Origin of the sequence: Pseudooceanicola nanhaiensis (assembly GCF_020171315.1) — a bacterium.
GTDB lineage: Bacteria > Pseudomonadota > Alphaproteobacteria > Rhodobacterales > Rhodobacteraceae > Pseudooceanicola > Pseudooceanicola nanhaiensis_A.
This window is the reverse complement of record NZ_JAIUZP010000001.1, coordinates 386122-408655: the sequence shown is the minus strand read 5'-3', so window position 1 is coordinate 408655 and position 22534 is coordinate 386122. Positions and strand designations below refer to the sequence as shown.

20 protein-coding genes and 1 tRNA gene are annotated in these 22534 nt (G+C 67.3%); 17 read left to right on the top strand and 4 right to left on the bottom strand.

Features of this window, described 5'->3' with window-relative positions:
• Positions 1 to 49 precede the first annotated feature (49 nt).
• Complete coding sequence (locus LCM32_RS01840) at positions 50 to 2371, bottom strand: DNA topoisomerase IV subunit A (RefSeq protein WP_224819351.1); 2322 nt, start codon at positions 2369 to 2371, stop codon at positions 50 to 52.
• Positions 2372 to 2523: 152 nt separating this feature from the next.
• Between LCM32_RS01840 and LCM32_RS01835 the strand changes: the two genes are divergently transcribed.
• The 4 genes from LCM32_RS01835 to LCM32_RS01820 all read left to right on the top strand — a co-directional run bounded on the left by LCM32_RS01835 (position 2524) and on the right by LCM32_RS01820 (position 5084).
• A complete protein-coding gene (locus LCM32_RS01835; RefSeq protein ID WP_224819350.1) occupies positions 2524 to 3177 on the top strand; it encodes an SH3 domain-containing protein in 654 nt (217 codons plus the stop codon).
• A gap of 208 nt (positions 3178 to 3385) precedes the next feature.
• On the top strand, positions 3386 to 4213 hold the full coding sequence (locus tag LCM32_RS01830) for an SDR family NAD(P)-dependent oxidoreductase (protein WP_224819349.1): 828 nt from the start codon (positions 3386 to 3388) through the stop codon (positions 4211 to 4213).
• Positions 4214 to 4306: 93 nt separating this feature from the next.
• Positions 4307 to 4507 (top strand): twin transmembrane helix small protein, encoded by a 201-nt coding sequence (locus LCM32_RS01825; RefSeq protein ID WP_224819348.1) that lies wholly within the window; start codon positions 4307 to 4309, stop codon positions 4505 to 4507.
• Between the two features lie 4 nt (positions 4508 to 4511).
• Positions 4512 to 5084, top strand: coding sequence for a cob(I)yrinic acid a,c-diamide adenosyltransferase (locus LCM32_RS01820; RefSeq protein WP_224819347.1), 573 nt, complete (start codon positions 4512 to 4514; stop codon positions 5082 to 5084).
• A 179-nt stretch (positions 5085 to 5263) separates the two neighbouring features.
• On the opposite strand, the gene thpR is transcribed toward LCM32_RS01820, so the two are convergent.
• From thpR to LCM32_RS01805, 3 genes are read right to left on the bottom strand one after another with little or no spacing between them, the layout of a single operon-like run.
• Positions 5264 to 5821 carry an RNA 2',3'-cyclic phosphodiesterase gene (gene thpR / locus LCM32_RS01815; protein WP_224819346.1) on the bottom strand — a complete coding sequence of 186 codons (558 nt, stop codon included), beginning with the start codon at positions 5819 to 5821 and terminating at the stop codon, positions 5264 to 5266.
• Positions 5818 to 6627: a hypothetical protein gene (locus tag LCM32_RS01810; protein ID WP_224819345.1), complete on the bottom strand. Its 810-nt coding sequence runs from the start codon at positions 6625 to 6627 to the stop codon at positions 5818 to 5820. Before LCM32_RS01810 ends, thpR begins: the two co-directional genes overlap by 4 nt.
• Positions 6628 to 6634: 7 nt before the next feature.
• Positions 6635 to 7621: a 2-hydroxyacid dehydrogenase gene (locus LCM32_RS01805; protein ID WP_224819344.1), complete on the bottom strand. Its 987-nt coding sequence runs from the start codon at positions 7619 to 7621 to the stop codon at positions 6635 to 6637.
• Between the two features lie 276 nt (positions 7622 to 7897).
• On the opposite strand from LCM32_RS01805, the gene LCM32_RS01800 reads away from it, so the two are divergent.
• The 13 genes from LCM32_RS01800 to LCM32_RS01740 all read left to right on the top strand — a co-directional run bounded on the left by LCM32_RS01800 (position 7898) and on the right by LCM32_RS01740 (position 22519).
• Entirely contained in the window at positions 7898 to 8440 is a 543-nt protein-coding gene (locus LCM32_RS01800; protein WP_412070657.1) for an SH3 domain-containing protein, read from the top strand.
• 142 nt (positions 8441 to 8582) lie between these two features.
• Positions 8583 to 9941 (top strand): mechanosensitive ion channel family protein, encoded by a 1359-nt coding sequence (locus tag LCM32_RS01795; protein WP_318246165.1) that lies wholly within the window; start codon positions 8583 to 8585, stop codon positions 9939 to 9941.
• 106 nt (positions 9942 to 10047) lie between these two features.
• Positions 10048 to 10122, top strand: a tRNA-Gln gene (locus LCM32_RS01790).
• 318 nt (positions 10123 to 10440) lie between these two features.
• Positions 10441 to 10908, top strand: a complete 468-nt coding sequence (locus LCM32_RS01785; RefSeq protein WP_224819343.1) for a CYTH domain-containing protein — start codon at positions 10441 to 10443, stop codon at positions 10906 to 10908.
• A 315-nt stretch (positions 10909 to 11223) separates the two neighbouring features.
• Positions 11224 to 12210 (top strand): TRAP transporter substrate-binding protein, encoded by a 987-nt coding sequence (locus tag LCM32_RS01780; protein ID WP_224819342.1) that lies wholly within the window; start codon positions 11224 to 11226, stop codon positions 12208 to 12210.
• A 1-nt stretch (position 12211) separates the two neighbouring features.
• The gene (locus LCM32_RS01775) at positions 12212 to 12754 is read left to right on the top strand and encodes a TRAP transporter small permease (protein ID WP_224819341.1); all 543 of its coding nucleotides are present in this window, start codon (positions 12212 to 12214) and stop codon (positions 12752 to 12754) included.
• Positions 12751 to 13998: a TRAP transporter large permease gene (locus LCM32_RS01770; RefSeq protein WP_224819340.1), complete on the top strand. Its 1248-nt coding sequence runs from the start codon at positions 12751 to 12753 to the stop codon at positions 13996 to 13998. Before LCM32_RS01775 ends, LCM32_RS01770 begins: the two co-directional genes overlap by 4 nt.
• Before the next feature lie 341 nt (positions 13999 to 14339).
• Positions 14340 to 15143, top strand: a complete 804-nt coding sequence (locus tag LCM32_RS01765; RefSeq protein ID WP_224819339.1) for an IclR family transcriptional regulator — start codon at positions 14340 to 14342, stop codon at positions 15141 to 15143.
• Complete coding sequence (locus LCM32_RS01760; RefSeq protein WP_224819338.1) at positions 15143 to 17200, top strand: hydantoinase/oxoprolinase family protein; 2058 nt, start codon at positions 15143 to 15145, stop codon at positions 17198 to 17200. Before LCM32_RS01765 ends, LCM32_RS01760 begins: the two co-directional genes overlap by 1 nt.
• Complete coding sequence (locus tag LCM32_RS01755; protein WP_224819337.1) at positions 17190 to 19202, top strand: hydantoinase B/oxoprolinase family protein; 2013 nt, start codon at positions 17190 to 17192, stop codon at positions 19200 to 19202. Before LCM32_RS01760 ends, LCM32_RS01755 begins: the two co-directional genes overlap by 11 nt.
• Positions 19199 to 19948, top strand: coding sequence for an SDR family NAD(P)-dependent oxidoreductase (locus LCM32_RS01750; RefSeq protein ID WP_224819336.1), 750 nt, complete (start codon positions 19199 to 19201; stop codon positions 19946 to 19948). Before LCM32_RS01755 ends, LCM32_RS01750 begins: the two co-directional genes overlap by 4 nt.
• 12 nt (positions 19949 to 19960) lie before the next feature.
• The gene (locus tag LCM32_RS01745) at positions 19961 to 20851 is read left to right on the top strand and encodes a polysaccharide deacetylase family protein (RefSeq protein WP_224819335.1); all 891 of its coding nucleotides are present in this window, start codon (positions 19961 to 19963) and stop codon (positions 20849 to 20851) included.
• A 114-nt stretch (positions 20852 to 20965) separates the two neighbouring features.
• Positions 20966 to 22519, top strand: coding sequence for an ABC transporter substrate-binding protein (locus LCM32_RS01740; RefSeq protein ID WP_224819334.1), 1554 nt, complete (start codon positions 20966 to 20968; stop codon positions 22517 to 22519).
• Positions 22520 to 22534 lie beyond the last annotated feature (15 nt).

Sequence of the window (22534 nt, the reverse complement as noted above, 5' to 3'; positions counted from 1 at the left end):
CGGACAGAAGAAGGGGCCCCGTGGGGCCCCTGTCGGATCATGTGACGGTTCAGTTGAACTTGTTGTCGCGGGGGAAGCCGCGCGGCGCCATCCGGCCCGAGGAGGCGCGTTTGCCTGCCCATTCCGCGAGGTCGGTTTCCGTGCGGGTGCGGCCCGCGGGGTCGTGCCAGCTGAGCCCGTCGGCCAGCGTGAAGGTCGTGGCATCCGACAGGCCGCCGTCGCGGTAGGCCTGAAGGCGCACGCCCTTGCCGCGGCCCATCTCGGGCAGTTCGGCGACCGGGAAGACCAGCACCTTGCGGTTCTCGCCGACGCAGGCGACCGTGTCGCCCGAGACCGGCTTGCAGAGCAGCGCCCGGACCTTGTCCTTCACGTTGAGCACCTGCTTGCCCGAGCGGGTCTGGGCCAGCACGTCCTCTTCCGGCACCACGAAACCGTCCCCGGCGGTGGAAGCCACCAGCAGGCGGCGGCCCGGGACATGGGCGAACATGTCGACGATCTCGGCCTCGTTGGGCAGGTCGACCATCAGGCGCAGGGGCTCGCCCATACCGCGGCCGCCGGGCAGGTTCGCCGCGGAGACCGTGTAGAACCGCCCGTTGGAGCCGAAGACCAGCAGCCGGTCGGTCGTCTCCGCGTGGAAGGCGAAGCGCGGGCCGTCGCCGTCCTTGAACTTCATCTCCTGGTCGAGGGCGATATGGCCCTTCATGGCGCGGATCCAGCCCATCTGCGAGCAGACCACGGTGATCGGCTCGCGGTCGATCATCGCCTCGAGCGGGACCTCCTCGACCTCCACCGCCTCGGAGAGGACGGTGCGGCGCGCGCCGAGCGGCGTGTTGCGGCCGAAGGTCTTCTTCACCTCGCGCATCTGGTCCGAGATCCGGGCCCATTGCACGTCCTCGTTTTCCAGCAGGTCCTCGAGGGTGGCGCGTTCGGCCATCAGTTCGTCACGCTCGCGGATCAGCTCCATCTCCTCGAGACGGCGCAGCGAGCGCAGGCGCATGTTGAGGATCGCCTCGGCCTGCACCTCGGTGAGGCCCTGGTCTTCCTCCGCCACCGGGCCACCGGCGAGGGGCGAGACGTAATCCGTCTCGGAGGTGGCGCGGGCCACCTTGCGGTCCCAGTCCTCGGCCATCAGGGCGCGCTTGGGATCCTCGTCGTAGCGGATGATGTCGATCACCCGGTCGAGGTTCAGGAAGGCGATGATGAAGCCTTCCAGCACTTCGAGCCGGTGGTCGATCTTCTCCAGCCGGTGCTGCGAGCGGCGCAGCAGCACGTCGCGGCGATGGTCGAGGAAGGCGCGCAGCACCTCCTTGAGCGAGCAGACCTTGGGCGTCAGCCCGTCGATCAGCACGTTCATGTTGAGCGAGAACTTCACCTCGAGGTCGGAGTTCCGGAACAGCATGGACATCAGGACCTCGGGGTCCACGGTCCGCGTGCGCGGCTCCAGCACCATGCGGATGTCGTCGGCGCTCTCGTCCCGGATGTCGGCGAGGATCGGGATCTTCTTGGTCTGGATCAGCTCGGCGATCTTCTCGATCAGCTTCGACTTCTGGACCTGGTAGGGGATCTCGGTGACGACGATCTGCCACTGGCCGCGGCCGAGGTCCTCGACCTCCCACTTGGAGCGTAGGCGGAACGAGCCGCGCCCGGTGCGATAGGACTGGGCGATGGACTCGGGCGGCTCCACCAGCGTGCCGCCGGTGGGGAAGTCGGGCCCGGGAATGAAGTTCAGCAGCGTGTCGTCGCGTGCATCCGGCGTCTTGATCAGATGCAGGCAGGCATCGCAGAGCTCGGCGATATTGTGCGGCGGGATGTTCGTGGCCATGCCCACGGCGATCCCGGAGGAGCCGTTGGCCAGCAGGTTGGGGAAGGCGGCGGGCAGAACCACCGGCTCTTCCAGCGTGCCGTCGTAGTTGGCGCGGAAGTCGACCGCGTTCTCGGTCAGGCCTTCCATCATCATCTCGGCCACGGCAGTCAGCCGGGCCTCGGTGTATCGGCTGGCGGCCGGGTTGTCGCCGTCGATGTTGCCGAAGTTGCCCTGCCCGTCCACCAGCGGGTAGCGGACGTTGAAGTCCTGCGCGAGGCGCGCCATGGCGTCGTAGATCGCCGCATCGCCGTGCGGGTGGTAGTTCCCCATCACGTCGCCGGAGATCTTGGAGGACTTCCGGAACCGGCTTGTCGGGCTGAGCCGAAGTTCGCGCATCGCGTAGAGAATCCGCCGATGCACCGGCTTGAGCCCGTCGCGCGCATCGGGCAGCGCCCGGTTCATGATCGTGGACAGGGCATAGGTCAGGTAGCGTTCCCCAATGGCGCGGCGCAGCGGCTCGGCCAGATCTCGGGGGCTCATGTTGGGGTCATCGACGGTATCGCTCATAGATGATGTGATACCTATGCCTGTGAGAGTCGTAAAGACGACAGATCACGTGGGCAATATTGCCAACTGCCCCGAAAGCAAGAATCGCGTTAGGATGGAACCTATTCAATTTCAAGTCGTTCTCCCCACAGCTGCCGCCACGGAGACACGTTATGCACAAGTTCATACTTTCGACGCTCTTTATCCTGTCCTGGGCTTTTTATGAGCTGAGCGGGGGGGAAGATTTCGTTCCCGGCGCCCAGCTGGCCGAGGCCCCGGTCTCTACCACGAGCCTGCCGCAGGCCGAGCCGAAGCCCTCGGGCGGGTTCATTGCCGCCGCCCAGGCCGCCGATTCCTCGGCCCAGGTGATGCCTGCCGTCGCTGCCGCGAACGAGGCCGTCCTGACCCCCACCCCTGCCGTCGCGACCACCACCAGAATCGCACCGACCAAGGTGATGGCAGAGCCGATCGAGGCGCCCAAGCGCGACATCCTTGCCAAGCTCGACCCCTCGGTCGCGGACCTGCCCCGCGCGACCATTTCCGCCGTCGTCTTCGACGAGACCGGCATGGGCTCCGCCCTGCGCCCCGAAGGTGGCGAGGCCGCAGCCGAACCCGCAGCAGCCGGCCGCGACATCCGCACCGTCAGCGGCAACCGCGTGAACCTCCGCATGGGTCCGGGCACCAACTACAACGTGCTGACCTCGCTGAGCCGTGGTGACGAGGTCGAGGTGCTGCAACAGCCGGGCAACGGCTGGGTGAAGCTGAAGTCGATGAACGGCAACAGCATCGGCTGGATGGCCGAGTATCTGGTCAGCGCCGCTGACTGACACCCGACTCCATCGCGTTTCCGGTTAGGGCCCTGCCATGTGCAGGGCCTTTTTCTTGATCCCTGCTTGCTAGGTCCCCGTCCGTTTAGCCCCGGCGCTGCCGCCCCTGCGGGCCCACCCTGCCCGCTTGGCGGGCAGGGCGCGCTTTTCCCGTCGCGCGGTGCCCCTGCCCATTGCCCCGAGGCTGCACAGCGGGCATCACCGCTGCATGACACGTTCGATCCTGATCACCGGATGCTCCTCGGGCATCGGATATGACGCGGCCCATGGGCTCAAGGCCCGGGGCTGGCGCGTCTTCGCCTCCTGCCGCAAGGAAGAGGATTGCGTCCGCCTGCGCGCCGAAGGACTGGAGAGCCCGCAGCTCGACTATGCCGACAGCGCCTCGATCGCGGCGGCGCTCGATCAGGTGCTCGCCGCGACCGGCGGCACGCTGGATGCGCTCTATAACAACGGGGCCTTCGCCCTGCCCGGCGCCAACGAGGACCTGCCCCGTGACGGGCTGCGCAGTGTCTTCGAGGCCAACCTCTTCGGCCCGCACGAGCTGACCACGCGGGTGATCCCGGTGATGCGGCGGCAGGGCCACGGTCGGATCGTGAACTGCTCCTCCGTGCTGGGGCTGGTGACGGCGCCGTGGCGCTCGGCCTATGTGTCGTCGAAATTCGCGATGGAGGGGCTGACCGATACCCTGCGGGTCGAGATGCGCGACACGCCGATCGAGGTCATCCTGCTGGAGCCGGGGCCGATCACCTCGCGCATCCGGGCCAACTCGATCCCGCATTTCGAAAAGTGGATCGACTGGGAAGCCTCCCCCCGGGCTGAGCAATACCGCGCCAAGCTGTTGAAACGGCTCTACGAAGAGCGCGGGCCCGACCGGTTCGAACTGCCCGCTTCTGCCGTGACCGAGGTGCTGGCCCGCGCGCTGGACGCGCCCCGGCCGAAAGCACGCTACTACGTTACCTTCCCGACCCACGCGATGGGGACGCTGCGCCGGCTGCTGCCGACGCGGGCGTTGGACTGGCTGCTCGCAAAGGGCTAGGGTGCGCCCATGGGAGGGCCTGCGCCGATCTGGCGGCTGTGCCCCAGTGCGTCTTCATGCGAAGGGACGCAGGCGTTCAACAGGGAGAGGCGCATGGCCCGGGACCCGCTCTTTTTCCTCATCGTCATCGCGGTTGCGGTGGTGGTGGGCATTCTCTTCACCGGCATCGGCGGCTTCGTCACCGGCAAGAATGACGGGAAGAAATCCAACAAACTGATGCAGGCGCGGGTGATCGCGCAATTCGTGGCCGTGGCGGTGATCGTTCTGATCGTCTGGCTGCGCAGCAAGGGGTAATACTTTGGTCGTACTGAACAGGATCTACACCCGCGGCGGCGACGCCGGGGACACCGCGCTTGGCGATGGCAGCCGGGTGCCGAAACCCTCGGTCCGGGTCGAGGCCTATGGCACCGTGGACGAGACGAATGCCACCGTCGGCATGGCCCGCCTCCATTCCGAGGGCGAGATGGACAAGGCTCTGGAGCGGATCTCGAACGACCTCTTCGACCTTGGCGCGGACCTCTGCCGCCCGAACATGGAGAAGGACGGCGAGGCGGAGTACACGCCCCTGCGCGCCGTCCAGAGCCAGGTCGACCGGCTGGAAGCCGAGATCGACGCGATGAACGCCAACCTCTCGCCGCTGCGCAGCTTCGTCCTGCCGGGCGGCTCGGCGCTGGCCGCGCATCTGCACCTGTGCCGCACCGTCTGCCGCCGGGCCGAACGGCTGACCGTGGCGCTGATGGCGGACGAGGGCTGCAACCCGGTGGCGGTGAAATACCTCAACCGCCTGTCGGACTGGTTCTTCGTCGCCAGCCGCGTAGCGAATGACAACGGGGCGCAGGACGTGCTCTGGGTGCCCGGCGCGAACCGCTGAGGATCATGGAGGCGGTGATCACCGCCTCCGCCATTTCGGCGACCGCCCCTGCCGCGGCGGTGGTTGCCTCGCGAAGCGGCGCGTTCGGCGCGCCCTTCGTGTCCCCAATGCCTGAACCCGTCCCGCAAGATGGCGCGCAATGTCGCCTGCGCTGCCCCGGGTGCGCTGAGCCCCTCCGCTCAGTCCCCGTCCGCCTCGTCCCCGTCCGGGTAGCGGGCCAGCACCTCGTGCACAGCCCGGTCCGACAGCCGGGTCGATTGCACGAAGGCCACGTGATCCACCATGAAGGGCGTGCCCCGGAAGGCCGCGTTACGGGCAAGGAACAGGTCCAGCGCCATGGCCTCGTCCGGGCCCATCCGTTTGCGGAACCGCGCGGCGGTTACATGGGGCCGGAAGCGCCGCCGCTCGGTCTCGACGCCCGCACGGCGCACGGCGCCCGCCACCTGCCGTTGCAGCGCCGTCAGCGCGGCGCTCTCCCCCACCCCGGCCCAGAGGACGAAGGGGCTGTCGCCGAAGGTGCCGAAACTCTCCAGCGCCAGCGGGAAGGGATCGAAGGCAAGGCCCTCCATCTCCTCGTGCACGGCCTCGGCCGCCGCCTCGGTCTGATCGCCGAGGAAGGAGAGCGTGATGTGATAGGTCTCGGGCAGCATCAGCCGCCCGGCACCGAGGTCGCCCATCACGCGATCCAGCTCGCCCTGCGCCGCCTCCGGCAGCTGAAGCGCGAGGAAAAGCCTCACGTCGCCCCGCCGAAGAGGTGCTTCACCAACCGCAGCACCGCCAGCAGCGCCAGCGAGGGCAGCACGATCATCCGCAGCAGGAAGATGCCGGTGATCGTCAGCGAGGCATCGAGCAGGTCATCGGCATTGTCCCAGAAGCTCTGCGCCGCGTTGGTATAGGCGGTGATCGCCTCGCGCCAGCTGCGTTCCTCGGCCAGATCGGCGGTGCCGATCAGCTGCTCTGCCTCGCCGCCGATCCGCTCCAGCACCGCGTGGGCCTGCGCCCAGGCATCGGCGGTCAGGACCTCGCCGCCCCAGATGCCCAGCACGAAGGCCAGCGGCACGCCGATCGCCATGGCAAAGCCCAGCCCCCCGCAGCCGCCACAGGCGCGCCGGAACGGCCCCGGCGCCCGGTGCCAGCCGCCCGTCGCCTCGCAGGTCGATCGCCCCAGCAGGCCAAGCGCCAGCAGCAGGAAACCCACCGCCGCCACCGGCCCCATGGACATCGACAGCACGCCCGTCAGCACCGCCACGGCAAAGACGAGGCCCGAGACCCGCTCGACCGTGTCGTCCACCGGCTCCAGCCACTTCAGCGGCTGCACGTTGGCCGAGACCCCCAGCGTCGCGCCGACCTCGACCTCCTGCGCGAAGGAGAGCGCAGCATTGATCGCGCGCAGCGAGATATAGGTCGCGCCGCTGGCCACCGCGATGTCGCGCTGGAAGGCCTGCGCCTGCGTGGTCAGCGGGTTCACCTTGGGCGTGAGGGCGAGGAAAAGACAAAGGGCCGCTGCAAGCAGCGACCCGAAGCCCGAGAAAAATCGGTTCATGGCGTCTTCACAGGATACCGGGAACGACCTGATCCGGCGGGCGGTGGCCGTCGGCGAAGGTCTTGATGTTGATGATCACCTTCTCGCCCATCTCCAGCCGCCCCTCGACGGTGGCCGAACCCATATGGGGCAGAAGGACGACGTTGGGCAGGGTCTTCAGCTCGGGGTTGGTGACCCGGCCGTTCTCGAAGACGTCGAGGCCCGCGCCCGCGATCTCACCGGCCAGAAGCATCCGGGTCAGGGCGTTCTGGTCGATCACCTCCCCGCGGGAGGTGTTCACGATCACCGCCTCGGGCTTCATCAGCTTGAGACGGCGGGCGTTCATCAGGTGGAAGGTCGAGGGCGTGTGCGGGCAGTTGATCGACAGCACATCCATCCGCGCGACCATTTGGTCGAGGCTCTCCCAGTAGGTCGCAGAGAGCGCGCGCTCGGTCTCTTCGCGCAGGCGGCGGCGGTTGTGGTAATGCACCTGCATCCCGAAGGCATTGGCGCGGCGCGCCACGGCCTGACCGATGCGGCCCATCCCGAGGATGCCGATCCGGCGGCCCGCGATGCGCCCGCCCAGCATCGAGTTGGGCGACCAGCCCTCCCACTCGCCGCTCTGCATCAGGGACAGCCCCTCGGGGATGCGGCGGGTGACGGCCAGAACCAGCGCCATGGTCATGTCGGCGGTGTCCTCGGTCACCACGCCGGGCGTGTAGGACACGAGGATGCCGCGCTGACGGCAGGTGGCCACGTCAATGTGATCGACCCCGGCGCCATAGTTGGCGATCAGCCGCAGGTTGGGCCCGGCCTGTGCCAGCAGCCCGCTGTCGATCGTGTCGCGCAGGTTCGGCACCAGCACGTCAGCGGTTTTGACAGCCTGCACAAGCTCTTCGCGGGTCATCGGACGATCCTCCGGACCCAGCTGTACGTCGAAAAGCTCCTTCATCCGGGCTTCGACACGCTCGGGCAAGCGTCGCGTAACGACAACACTCAGACGTTCAGATGGCATTCCGCCCCTCCCACAAGCTTCCAATCGCGGCGTGTTACGGGCAAAGTGGCGCAGAACAGCACGGGGCACAAGAACCCCGGCAGAGGCAAAGCAAGATTATTTCGGGCAGGAAGAAGGACAGGCCTTCCCATGCGCTTCTCACGATCCGGCGCTATCGCGCTTGGCATCGTCCTGTCGCTCTCCGGCGGCATGGGCGAGGCGAATACCGATGCCCCCGACGCGGCCGCAGGCAGCCCCGCGCAGGATGCGGCCCCCATTGATTCCATCCGTCCGCCGATGCGGCCTGCGGTGCTCTCCGGCCCCGATGCAGGGGAGAAGAGCGAGGACCTCGCCCTGCGCGTTCCCGACGGGCAGCTCATCCCCGAGGCCGGCCCGCGCCATGACCAGCCCGAACGCGGCCCGGTCACCAACCTGCCGATCCCGCGCTACGTCTCCATGAAGGCCAGCAAGGGCAATGCCCGGCGCGGCCCGTCGCGCACCCACAAGATCGACTGGGTCTATCTTCGCAAGGACCAGCCGCTCGAGATCACCGCGGAATTCGGCCACTGGCGCCGGGTCCGCGATCACGAGGGCCTTGGCGGCTGGGTGCATTACTCGCTGCTGTCCGGCGTGCGCACCGTGTTGGTGGAGGCCGACGAGATCGCGCTGCACAGCCGGGCGAACGACAGTGCCCCGCTGGTGGCCAAGCTCGAACACGGCGTGATCGCCAAGCTGGGCGATTGCACCCCGGAGTGGTGCCGCCTCTCGGTCTCCGGCTACAAGGGCTGGACCCACAAGACCGGCCTCTGGGGCGTCGACCCCGGCGAAGTGCGCGACTGAGGCAGGTCGCGCCCGCCGGAAGGGCAGCCTGACGGGCAGGCAGCGCCTGCCCTCCCCCATACGCAGTTGCCCCTATTGTCTGGCGCGGCGGGCCATGCTCTCCTGACGGAAAGTCATTTGAGCACAAGGACGACCCGTTTTCATGCCGATGCGATTTCCGCGTCTGCGGTGGGTGCCGCTTCTGGCCCTGCTGCTGTGCGTCGCGCCCCCGCTTGCCGCGCAGGACAGCGGCCAGCCCTCGGGCACCATCACCGTCACCGACAGCGCCGATCAGGACGCCGCCATCGCGGTGCGCATCCGGGACATCCTGCACGAGCTTGAGGGCTACGAGGATGTCACCGTCGCGGTGAATTCCGGCATTGTCACGCTGCGCGGCTCTGTCCTGACGTCCGAGGACCTGTCGCGCCTCAACGTGCTGGCCGCACGGGTCGAGGGCGTGGTGGCGATCCGCAACGAGGTGGTCGAGACAACGGACGTGATGCGCAGGCTCGATCCGGCGGTGCAGCGCATGTCGGCGAGGTTCTGGCAGCTGGTCGCCTACCTGCCGCTGCTGGCCGTGGCGGCGCTGGCCTTCCTGCTCGTCCTCGGCGCGGGGTTCGTGCTGGCGCGGATGAAGCAGCCCTGGGACAGGATCGCCCCCAATGCCTTCATCGCCGACATCTACCGGCAGATCGTCCGGCTGGCCTTCACTGTCGCGGGTGTCGTCGTGGCGCTCGACATTCTGGGCGCGACGGCCCTGCTTTCGACGATTCTGGGGGCGGCGGGGATCATCGGCCTCGCCATCTCCTTTGCCGTGAAGGACACGGTCGAGAATTTCATCGCCTCGATCATGCTTTCCATGCGCCAGCCATTCCGTCCCAATGACGCGGTGGAGATCAACGGCGACGAGGGCAAGGTGATCCGCCTCACCAGCCGCGCCACGATTCTGTTGTCCTACGACGGTAACCAGATTCGCATTCCCAACGCGACCGTCTTCAAAAGCCGCATCGTGAACTTCTCGACCAACATGGAACGGCGGTTCAGCTTCGATCTGGGCGTGGCCCCGGAAACCGACCTCGCGCAGGCCCGCCAACTGGGAGAGGAGACGCTGCTCGCCCTGCCCTTCACCCTGTGGGCCCCGGCCCCGGCGGCCTATGTGCACGAAGCGGGCGACAGCACGATCACCCTGCGGTTTCAGGGTTGGATCGACCAGACCCAGACCGGCCTCCTTGCCGCCAAAGGCGAGGCGATCCGGCAGGTGATGCTGGCCTATGCCGGTGCGGGAATCGCCATGCCGGAGCCCGGCTTCCGCCTCCTCTCTGGCACCCCGGCAGAGGCGGCCCCACCGGCAGAGCGGCCCGGCCTGCCGCAGCCCCCCTCCCCGATCACCGAAGGGGTTGCGTCCACGGGGGTGTCCGACCTCGAAGGCCAGAGCGAGCACGACCTCGAGCTGATCGTGGAGGGCGAACGGCGCGAGTCGCGCGGCAAGGATCTGTTGAATCCGGCGGCCCCTACGGAATGACCCGAGGGCACCCGGACCGCATCGAAAAAATCCGCCCGGGCGTGTGACTTTTTTCCGAAATGGGGCTTGAACCGCCCGCGGGCTCAGAGTAATCAGCGCCCCACGTTGGGGTGTAGCCAAGCGGTAAGGCAGCGGTTTTTGGTACCGTGTACCGTAGGTTCGAATCCTACCACCCCAGCCACTTCTCCTTGAGAATACAACGTAAAGCGCCACCGGCCCTCGGCCTGTGCGGCTTTGTCGTATCCCGCGTTGCGTGCCTGCCGGCAGGCCGCGCCCGCAGGAAACCTGCCCCCCGACACTCTTCACCACCGCCCGCCCTGCCCCGCGGATACCGCGACGTCCAACCCGCGAGCGCTTGCGGGCATCTCGTCGCAGGCACCCGCCTGCGGCGGCTTCGGCGCAAGGTTGCGGTTTCCTTTTTCGGGAATCTGGGGAAGATGGCCAGAGCACGCCCGCCGTCCTCACCTGCGCCCGTGACATCCTTGGGAGGCTCCGCCCCATGGCCACTGAAATCGAACGCAAATTCCTTGTCGACCGCCTGCCTGACCTCTCGGAGGCCACGGCCACCCAGATCCGGCAGGGTTATGTCACCCACCCCGACGACAGCTGCGAGGTGCGCCTGCGACAGCGAGGCGACCGGTATCTCGCCACGATCAAGTCGGGCTCGGGCCTCGTGCGCGGGGAATATGAGGCCGAGATCGGGCGCGAGGCCTTCGAGATCCTCTGGGCGGGCATCATGGGGCATATCTCCAAGGTCCGTCACACCGGCCCCCTCCCCGGCGGGCTGATGTACGAACTCGACATCTATCAGGGCCCGCAGGCGCCGCTCGTGACCGTCGAGGTGGAGTTTACCAGCGTCAGCGAGGCCCGCGCCTTCCGACCGCCCGCATGGTTCGGACGCGAAGTGACCGGACAGCGGGCCTACAGCAACCGCGTAATGGCGATCGGCGAAACCAACGCCGCCTGAGCCAGGGCCCGGGAACCGCGCGCCGACGGGCACACCTACAGGCACACAGTCAGGCCAAGTGGCAGACGCCGGCATCGCCGGCGACAGCCGCGTATCCATCACCCCGATGGCGCAACGCCGGTTTTTCCAGTGAAACCAGCGGGGAATTCCCGGTGCTCACCTTGCATTCCCCTGAAATCTTGCCCAGAAGCGCAACAAATCGTTAATCCGCCCGGCGTCTGAGAACCAAAAACAACGGGAGGGAGCGGGCGAGCGATTGTTTCTTACCCCGGGTGCCGCCCCATGGCGCCCCCTCAGACCCGTTTGGGAGGATACATGACCTACTACGTGAAAGCGGCCGCTCTGGCTGCCCTGACGCTTGCCGGTTCGGCGCTGCCGCTGGCCGCCGAGATCAAGCCCGTCACCCTGCGCCTCGCCCACGTCGTGAACGAGCAGGACGCCTACCACGCCGCCGCCGTGAAGTTCCAGGAACTGGTCGGCGAAGCCTCCGATGGCGCGATCACCGTCGAGATCTTCCCCAACGCCACGCTGGGCGACGAGCGCACCCTGCTGGAAGGCATGCAGATCGGCACCGTCGACATGGGCCTGATCACCAACGGGCCGGTCTCCAACTTCCTCGAAGAGATGGCCGTTTTCGAACTGCCCTTCCTCTTCCCCTCCCCCGAGAAGGCCTATGAAGTCCTCGACGGCGAGATCGGCCAGGAACTGCTGGACCGCCTGTCGGAGGTGAACCTCAAGGGTCTCGCCTATGCCGAGCGCGGTTTCCGCAACCTGACCAACTCCAAGAAGGCGGTCACCACGCCGGAGGACCTGAAGGGCCTGCGTATCCGTGTCATGGAGAACCCGGTCTACATCGACACCTTCCGCGAGCTTGGCGCCGACGCCATCCCGATGGCCTGGACCGAGGCGCTGACCGCGATGCAGCAGGGCACCATCGACGGGCAGGAAAACCCGGTGAACGTGGTCTACTCCTTCAAGCTGAACGAGACCCAGACCAACATGACCATGACGCGCCACACCTATGCGCCCGCGGTCTTCGTCATGGGCATGCCGAAGTGGGGCCAGCTCTCGGAAGAGGTGCAGCAGATCGTGACCGACGCGGCCCGCGAAGCGGCCCAGTACGAGCGTGACCTGAACGCCGAAGCCGCCACCGAGCAGCTGACCGCGCTGAAGGATGCCGGGATGCAGATCGAGGAAACCCCCGACCTCTCCGCCTTCTCCGCCGCCATCGCACCGGTCTACGAGAAGTACGGCGCCAAGTTCGGCGACTACCTGCCGCGCATCCAGGAGGCGCTGAAGTAAGATGCTCAAGGGGCTGGCGTGGATCGACCGGATGCTGGGCGAAGTGCTGAAACCCGTCGTCTTTGCCGGCATGGCCGGGCTGACGGCGGTGATCACGCTCCAGATCGTGTCGCGTCTCTTCTTCACCTCCGTCAGCTGGACGGAGGAAGTGGCGCGCTTCCTGCTCATCTGGATCACCTTCATCGGTGCCACGCTGGCCTGGCAGCAGGGGCGGCATATCGCCGTCACCCTGCTCCGGGACAACCTGCCCCCCACGCTGCGCCGGATCACCTCCGGCGTGGCGATCCTCGTGGCGATCGTGTTCCTTCTGACGCTGGCCAAGATCGGCTGGCAGTACATGAACATGCAGAGCTTCCAGAAGTCGCCCTCGCTGCGGCTCAAGATGACCTACGTCTATGCCGTCATGCCCGCCGCCGCCCTCGTGATGGCCGGGCTGTCCGCGATTGACCTGATCCGCCTGCTCGCCGGCCAGCCGCTGCGCGAAACCCACGTGGAGATGGACGAGACGCTGGAACATGACCTCGCCCCGGAGGACCGCACATGAGCCTCGTTCTCGCCGGTCTCTTCGTTCTTTTCCTCCTGCTGGGCCTGCCCGTCGCCATCGTGATCGGCGCGGCCACCATGACGGCGCTGAACCTCTCCGGCATGCCGCTGATGGTGGTGCCGCAGCAGATGTTTTCGGGCATCAACTCCTTCGCGCTCGTCGCTGTGCCGATGTTCGTCCTCGCGGGCGATATCATGGCACAGGGGGAGATCTCGAAACGCCTCGTGGCCTTCGCCGACAGCCTCTTCGGCTTCATCAAGGGCGGCCTCTCCATCGTCTCGGTGCTGGCGGGGATGTTCTTTGCCGCGATCTCCGGCTCGGGCGCGGCCACCACGGCGGCCGTGGGTGCCAGCCTCGTGCCGGAACTCAAGCGCAAGGGCTACGATCCCGCCTCCGCCGCCTCGCTCATCGCGGCCTCGGGCACCATCGGCGTCGTGATCCCGCCCTCGGTCCCGATGATCATCTACGCGGTGATCGCGCAGGAAAGCGTGCGCGCCCTCTTCCTCAACGGCTTCATTCCCGGGGTCGCCATGGGCATCGGCCTGATCGTCGTGGCGCTGTGGCAGGGGCACAAGCGCGCCTATCCGCGCGGCACCGCGCTGAACCTGCGCACCATCGGGCGGACGTTCCTCTCTGCCAGCTGGGGCCTGATGGCGCCGGTGATCATCCTCGGCGGCATCTTCTCGGGGCAGTTCACGCCCTCCGAGGCCGCCGTCGTCGCGGTGAACTACGCGATCCTCGTGTCGCTCTTCATCTACCGCGACATGACGCTGAAGCAGCTGTACCAGATCATGATCCGCGCCGGTGTCACCACCGCCGTGATCATGTTCGTCATCGCCGCCTCTTCGGTCCTCAGCTGGACCCTGTCGAGCTGGCAGGTGCCGAACCAGATCGCGCAATACGCACTGTCGCTTTCGTCCAACACCTACATGCTGCTTCTGATCATCATGGTGGTGATCCTGCTGGCCGGTGTCTTCCTCGAGACCGCCTCGGCGCTGATCATCCTGACGCCGATGCTGCTGCCGCTGGCGGCGCAGATGGGTCTGGGCACCGTGCACTTCGGCATCATCATCGTGGTGGGCCTCGCCATCGGCATGGTCACGCCCCCGGTGGCGATCAACCTCTTCGTCGCCTCCACCACCTCGGGCCTGCCGATCGAGCGGATCACCCGCGCCGTGCTGCCCTACCTGGCGGTGCTGGTGCTGGTCTACCTGCTGATCGCCTTCGTGCCGCTGGCCTTCTGACCCCGCGCGGGGGCGTGATTCGCGCCCCCTGCCCGGCCAGATGCCCATCTTCCGTGCATATTTGAGAAAAAGTTTAGCGGCCCCGTGAGGGGCCGTTTTGCGTTCATTCAGGCGTATTTTGCGACCAGAAATCCACCCTCGCGCGATGCCCCGCGGGTCAATTCTACAACGATCAAATGGATGTAACGGGCCCGTGACGGTCTGCCCAGCGCGGTGGCTCGCAGCGTTGCGGGCCTCTGGCCGTGCGCGGCCGATGCCGCGCTGCCGCAACCCACACGGGTGTTGACAGACGGGCTTGCCGTTCCGTCAACTGGTTACAGACGCGAACAAGGTTCACATATATGAACAACCAAGTCAAGTCCGCCGCAAGGGTCCTCGACGTGCTGGAGCTGCTCTCCCGCCAGCCGGAGCCGATGCGCCTGAACGAGCTGGTGGCCCGGCTGGGCTTTCCCAAGTCCTCGGCCTACGGGTTGCTCTCGACCCTCGTGGCGCGCGGCTACGTCAAGAAGGACAGCGCCGACCGCTATGCCATCGTCGAGACCTTCCGGCAGGGCTTCGGCTGGGTCGGCGGGCTGGAGGGCTTCCTGACCTCCGTCGCCGCCCCGGTGGTGGAAGAGATGCGCGACCTGCTGGACGAGACGGTCTTCGTCTGCGTCCGCACCCCGGAACAGAACGCCCGGCTGGTGACCAAGGCCGTCAGCCGCCAGCCGATCCGTTACGACGCCTCGGACCAATCCTCGCTGCCCGGCTACGGCACCGTCATGGGCCGGGTCCTGCTGGCCTTCCAGCCGGACGAGGTGATCGACGACTACTTCGCCCGGACCGAGCTGCGCGCCTTCAACGAGCGCACGCCCACGGACGAGGCCGCGATCCGCGCAGCCCTCGCCCGGATCCGCGCCGACGGTTTCGGCACCATCGTCGACGAATACGCCACCGGCGGGGCCGGCATCGCCGCCCCGATCCGCAACGCGGACGGCGCCGTCGTGGCCGTCATCGACGTGGCCACCGTGACCGCACGCTACGAACAGCGCCGGGACGAGATGCTGGCCGCCGTGCTGGAGGGCGCCGCCCGGATCAGCGCGCGGCTCGGCTACCGGCCCGACCCCGACACCAATCAGACACAGACACCACAAGGAGACGCGTGATGGGTTATCGCGTGGGCGTGGACATCGGCGGCACCTTTGCCGACTTCTGCGCATTCGACGAAACGGCGGGCAGCATCGGCACCGTCAAGGTCCTGACCACCCCCGACAAGCCGGGGCAGGAGGTCATCGACGGGCTGAAGGCCCTTGAAGACCGCTTCGGCATCGCGCCCGGCGATATCTCCTATTTCACCCATGGCACCACCGTGGGCATCAACTCGATCATCATGCGCAAGGGCATCCGCCTTGCCATGTTCACCACCGAGAACTTCTGCGACGTGCTGGAACTGGCGCGTCTCAAGATGCCCGATCCGTACCACCTGCTCTCCTCCCGGCCAGAGCCGCTGGTGACCCGTGACCTGGTCTTCGGCGTGGCGGAACGGATGCTGGCCGACGGCACCGTCGACAGCCCGCTGGACGAGGACAGCCTGCGCGCCGCCGTCGCCGCCGCCAAGGCGCGAGGTGCCGAGGGCGTGGTGATCTCCTTCCTGCACAGCTACCGCAACCCCGCGCACGAGCAGCAGGCCAAGCGCCTGATCGCCGAGATCGCGCCCGAACTGCATGTCTTCACCTCGCACGAGGTGCGCCCGATCATCCGGGAATACGAACGCTCCTCCACCGCCGTGATCCACGGCTACGTGCAGCCCCGCGTCGCGCAGTACCTCGGCGCGCTGCAAGAGGCGCTGTCTGGCATCGGCGTCACGCCCGAGCCGATGATCACCAAGTCGAACGGCGGCATCATGTCGGTCGAGGTCGGCAAGACCGCCTGCGTCGAGATGCTGCTCTCGGGCACGGCGGCGGGCGTCATGGGCGCGGCCTTCGTGGCCCGCGAGGCCGGCGAGGACAAGGTGCTGAGCCTCGACATCGGCGGCACCTCGGCGGATGTGGCGATCATCACCGGCGGCCAGCCCGGCTATGGCATGAACGAAGTCGTGGGCGATTTCCCGATCTTCGTGCCCACCGTCTCGGTCACCTCCATCGGCGAGGGCGGCGGCTCAATCGCGCGGATCGACGCGGCGGGAATGCTGACCGTGGGGCCGGACAGCGCGGGCTCCACCCCCGGCCCTGCGGCCTATGGCCGGGGCGGCACGCAGGCGACGATCACCGATGCCTTCGTGACGCTGGGCCTGCTGGACCTCTCCGCGCTCGGCTATGGCATGGTCTCGGTCGACCGTGACAAGGCCGTCGCGGTGATCCAGCCGCTGGCCGACAGCCTCGGCACCACGCTGGAAGAAACCGCCGAGGGCATCGTGGGCATCGCCGTCTCGGGCATGTTCCGCGAGGTCTCCAAGCTGTGTTCGCGCCGTGGCATCGACGTGGGCGAGTTCTCCCTGCTGGCCTTCGGCGGCGGCGGCCCGATGATGGCCTGCTTCCTTGCCCGCGACCTCGGCATGAAGCGGGTGATCGTGCCGCCCTCGCCCGGTGTCCTCTCGGCGCTTGGCGGGCTGACGGCGGACGTGCGCAACGACTTCACCGAAACCGCCTACTACGACCTCGCCCCCGCCAATGCGCCCCGCATGGGCGAGACCATCGCCCGGCTGACCGAGAAGGCCCGCCGCTGGATGGTCGAGGAACAGCATTACGAGGGCACGCCCGTCTTCCACGCCTCCGGCGAGATGCGCTATCGCGGGCAGAGCTTCGAGATCGAGGTGCCCATCGACCCCGCCGCTTTGGCCAAGGGCGACATCGCCCCGGTGACCGAGGCCTTCCACGCCGAGCACCGCCGCCTCTACGGCCATGCCGATGCCGAGGCGCCGATCCAGATCATCGCGATCAACCTCGTGGTCACCGGCCATTCGGCCAAGCCCACCCTGCCGCGCTACACCCCCGCGCCGCGCAGCGTCGAGGCGACGCAATCCATGTCCGCATGGATCGACGGCGCCCGCCGCGAGGTGCCGCTCTTCAAGCGCACCGACCTGACGCCCGGCGCCAGCTTCGTCAGCCCCTGCGTCATCGCGCAGGACGACACCACCACCATCGTGCCCGCCGGCTTCACCGGCGCGGTCGACGCCCATGGCAACCTGATCTTGACCCTCGCGGAGACCGCCGATGCGCACTGATCCCGTCACCCTCAAAGTGCTGGAGAACCACGCGCAGGCCGTGGCTGAAAGCATGGCCTTCACCCTCTTCCGCACGGCGCATTCGACCTTCGTGAAGGAGACGGAGGATTTCACCACCGGCCTCGTCACGCCCTCGGGCATGACCTTCGCCAGCCCGCGCGACCTTGGCGCGACGTGGTTCATCGGCCTTGATTACAAGGGCGCGCTGGAGATGATCCCCGACTACGACGAGGGCGACATCTGCATCACGAACGATCCCTACTCGGGCTTCGTCTGCACCCATACGCCGGACATGCACATCTGGAAGCCGATCTTCTGGGAGGGCGAGATCATCGCCTTTGCCGTCGGCCATATCCACAACACCGACATGGGCGGTGCCGTGCCTGCCTCGCTGTCGCGCGCCAATACCGAGGTGCACCAGGAGGGCATCCGCTTCCGCCCCACCAAGCTGATCAGCCGGGGCGTGATGAACGACCAGCTGCTCGAGACGATGATGCTGAACGTCAGGATGCCCGAGCAGAACCGGGGCGACCTGAACGCCCAGATCGCCGCCGTGAACACCGGCGAGGCCAAGATGCACGAGATGATCCGCAAGTTCGGCGTCGAGACCGTGAAGAACGGCATCGAGGACCTGCTGGACGTGGGTGAGGCGCGCGCGCGTGCCGTTATCGCGGGCCTGCCCGATGGCGATCACCGCTTTGTCGACTACCTCGACGAGGACGGGCCGGGCGGCGTGCCCGTGCGGCTGGAACTGACGCTGAAGGTGCGCGGGGACGAGGTCATCATGGACTTCACCGGCTCCGATCCGCAGTTGAAATCCGCGCTGAACATGCCCACCGGCGGCAACCCCCGGCACATCCTGCTGATGGTGGGCTACAACTACTGTCTCTACACGCTTGACCCGTCGATCCCGCTGAACGGCGGCATCCTGCGCGCGGCGACCTGCATCGTGCCCGAGGGTACGGTGCTGAACCCGCAGTACCCGGCGGCGGTGGGCATGCGCTCGCTCACCTGCGGGCGGCTGCAGGGGGTCATCATGGGGGCGTTCCACGCCGCCGCCCCCGACCGCCTGCCCGTGGGTGCAGCGGGCGGCGGCGGGATCGTGAACGTCAAGACCTTCGACGCCGCCAGCGGCAAGCTCTCCATGGCCTCGATCGATCCGGTGACCGGCGGCGCGGGCGGCTCGGCGCTTGGCGATGGCACCGACGGGTCGGGGGCCAACTCGGCCTTCCTCAAGAACACCCCGGTCGAAATCAACGAGGTCGAGGTGCCGATCAAGTTCCGCCGCTACGGCCTCGTGCCCGACAGCGGCGGCGCGGGCACCGCGCGCGGCGGCATGGCGACGGAGCTGGAGGTGGAGGTCTTCACCCCCGACACCGTCATCACCGCGCGCAACCGCGACCGCACGATCTTTGCCGCCTGGGGCGGGTCCGGCGGGCAGCCCGGCGCGCCCTCGCTCTTCACCCGCGTGACGCCCAAGGGCGAGGAAATCAACCTCGGCAATACCGACGTGGTGACCATGGGCCCGGGCGACGTCTTCAACCTGACCTCGGGCGGCGGCGCGGGCTATGGCGATCCCTTTGCCCGCCCGGTGGCGCTGGTGGTGCGCGACGTGCTGCGCGGCTCGGTCACGCCCGAGAAGGCCAAGGCCAGCTATGGTGTCGTCGTGGACCGCGAGGGCGTGCTGGACGAGGCCGCCACCAAGGCCCTGCGCGACGCCCATGTGGCCCCGGCCCCCGCGACCTTCAGCTACAACGAAAGCCGCCGCGCCTACGAGGCGATCTGGACCGATGCCAACTACGCCGCGCTGACGCAGGCGCTGACCCTGATGCCGGTGCACTGGCGCCACTTCGTCAAACGCGAGGTCTTTGACCGGATCGAGGCCCTGCCCGAAGCCGCCCGCAAGGGCGACGGCAGCGAGGTCTGGGAGGCCGTCGAAGCCGTGAAGACCCGCGTGCCCGGCCTCGCCCGGTCGATGCAGGTGCAGGAGGCGGCGGAATGATCACCTTCGACTTCTCCGGCCAGACCGTCCTGGTGACCGGGGCCGCGCGCGGCATCGGCGCGGGCATCGCGGCCGAATTCGCCGCCGCCGGCGCCCGCGTCGTGGCCGCCGACATCCTGGCCGACGAACTGGCCGCCTTTGCCGCCGCCCATCCGGGCGTCGAGACGGAGGTGATCGACCTTGGCGATTTCGAAGCGGTCAAGGCGCGCTTTGGCGATCTGGCCCCCGACGTGGTGGTGAACTCCGCTGGCGGCGTACGCGGCAAAACGAAAAAGCCGCTGGAGGAGGTCACGGACGCAGAATGGATGTCGATCTATGACGGCAACGTCATGTCGGCCTTCAACCTGATCCGCGCCGTGATTCCGGCCATGAAGGCGCGCGGCTCGGGCCGGATCGTGACGATCTCCTCCGGCGCGGGGCTGAAACCCAGCCTGACCGGCATCCAGTCCTACTGCTCGGCCAAGCACGGGCTCATCGGCCTGACCCGCCAGATGGCGCTGGAGCTGGGGCCCTTCGGGATCACCGTGAACTCGGTCGCGCCGGGCTTCCTGCGCACCTCTCCCGACTATGAAAAGCAATGGGCGGGCTACGGCGAAGAGGGCCAGAAACGCATGGTCGAGAACATCGCCATGCGCCGTCTGGGCGAACCCGCCGACATCGCCGCCGCCTGCGCCTTCCTCGCCTCCGACCGGGCGGGGTTCATCACCGGGCAGGTGCTGCCCGTTTCCGGCCACCCCTTCCCCTGAGGACCTGACAGCATGAGCATATCCGAAAACCCCTGGGAATGGCCCGAAGAGGTCTGGCGCGGCAAGGTGGATCGCGTGCGCGCGGGCGAGAGCCTGAAGCCTGCCAGCTGGCCGAACGGTGCCAAATGCGCCGTCGCCATGTCCTTCGACGTGGACCACGAGACGAACGAGCTGCGCGACGGCGGCCAGTCCATCGGCGCGATGAGCCGGGGCCAGTATGGCAACCGGCAGGGCATCCCCCGGATCATGGAGATCATCCGCCGCCACGACATCAAGGCCAGCTTCTATGTCCCCGCCGTGGTGGCGCAGCTCTACCCCGAGGAGACCCGCATGTTCGTGGCCGAGGGCCACGAGGTCGGCATCCACGGCTGGATCCACGAACGCAATTCGGTCCTGCCCGAGCCGGTGGAGCGCGATCTTCAGATGCGCTCCGCCGACATGCTGGAAAAGATCAGCGGCGCACGGCCCGTGGGCATCCGCACGCCCTCGTGGGACTTCTCGCAGGCCACGCTGGAGATCACCCGCGACATGGGACTGGCTTATGACAGCTCGCTCATGGCGGACGTGGATTGCTACCGCCTCCTGCTCGACGGCGAAGACACCGGCGTGGTGGAACTGCCCGTCGAATGGATCCGCGACGACGCCGTCTATTTCAACATGAACCGCTTCTCGGCGCTGCGCCCCTACACCCCGCCCGAGGCCGTCTTCGACATCTTCTCGAAAGAGTTCGAAGCCGCCTACGCCGAGGGCGGGCTGTTCCAGCTGACCATGCATCCGCACATCACCGGCTACCGGTCGCGGGTCTGGATCTTCGAGGAGCTGATCAAGCTGGCAAAGGCAAAGGGCGACGTCTGGTTCGCCACCCATGCCGAGATCGTGGACTGGGTGAAGGCCAACGGCTGACGCCTGTCCCGTCATCCCCACGCGGCCCTGCCCGGGCCCTTGCAGTTCCGGTCCCTCTCCGGTGCGGCCAAGACGAAGACACCAAATCAACGTCAACCAACAGAGAGATACGTCATGAAACATACCGTTCTGGCGCTGTGCTCGGCACTTGCGCTGATGACGCCGACCCTTGGCGCGGCAAAGGACCGCTACGTCCACGCCAACAACTCCGCCTATGACACGCTCGACCCGCATACGGTGCGCGACGTGGCCCGCGTGGCCTCGCGGCTGAACTTCTACGACGGGCTCTACCGCTGGGTGGACAATCCCCCGCAGCTGATCCCGTGGCTGGCCACTGAACACTCGGTCTCCGAGGACGGCCTGACCTGGACCTTCACCCTGCGCGACGACGTGACCTTCCACGACGGCACCAAGATGACCGCCGAGGATGTCGTCTATTCCTTCGAGCGGATGCTCGAGCTGAAGCGCGGCGCGGGCTCGCTCTTCCTGCCGATGATCGACCCGGGCCAGACCGTGGCCGTGGACGACACCACCGTCGCCTTCACCCTCAAGGAACCCTCCGCGATCTTCGCGGCGCTGGTGCCGGACATCCTCGTGGTGAACTCCACGCTGGTGAAGGAGAACGAGGTCGATGGCGACATGGGCCAGGCCTACATGATCGATCACGTCGCGGGCTCGGGCTCCTACATGCTGCAACGCTATGACCCGGCGCGCGGCTTCATCGGCGAACGCTTTGCCGATCACTTCGCCGGCTGGGGCGAGAAGTACTTCGACGAGATCGAGTTCCGCACCGTGCTGGAGACGAACACCCGGATCCAGGGCCTGATGCGCGGCGATTACCAGGGCCTCGACGGCTACCTCGCGCCCGACCAGGTGGAACGCCTGCGCGCCGACGAGGACGTGCAGATCATCGAGGAAGAATCGATGCGCGTCTTCCACATCGCGATGCACAACGGCCGTGCGCCGCTGGACGACAAGAACTTCCGCATGGCGATGGTGCATGCCTTCGACTACGACGGCTACATCAACGAGATCATGCAGGGCACCGTCGCCCGCAACCCCACGATCATGCCGGGCAACCTCTGGGGCGCTCCGGACGTGCCGGGCTACGACTATGACCTCGCGAAGGCCAAGGAATACCTCGACGCCTACAAGGCCGAGCATGGCGACGAGGTCCGCACCATCAAGATCGGCACGCTGGCGGGCTTCTCGGAAACCGAACAGGCCGCGGCCCTGATGCAGAACGGCCTTTCGCAGCTTGGCATCACCGTCGAGATCGAAAGCTCGCCCTGGCCGGTGATCTCCTCGGCGATGCAGAACCCCGACACGATGCCCGACATGGTGCCCTACTGGAAGTCGACCTACTACGTCGATCCGAACAACTGGGTGGGTGAGCTCTATGCCTCGCGCTACGCCCCCACGCGGAACGTGTCGTCCTACCACAACGACGCCGTGGACGAGAAGCTGGAGAAGGCGCTGGTGATCACCGATCAGGACGCCCGCGCCGAGCTCTACTCGGATGCCACCACGCAGATCTACGAGGATGCCGCCGGTATCTGGATCTACAACACCAAGTGGTTCGGCCCCTATGCCTCCAGCGTGAAGAACGTCCGGTTCTGCCCGGTCGGCAACGGCCAGGACATGCGGTGGGCCTACCTCGAGGAGTGATCCCCTCTCACGGCC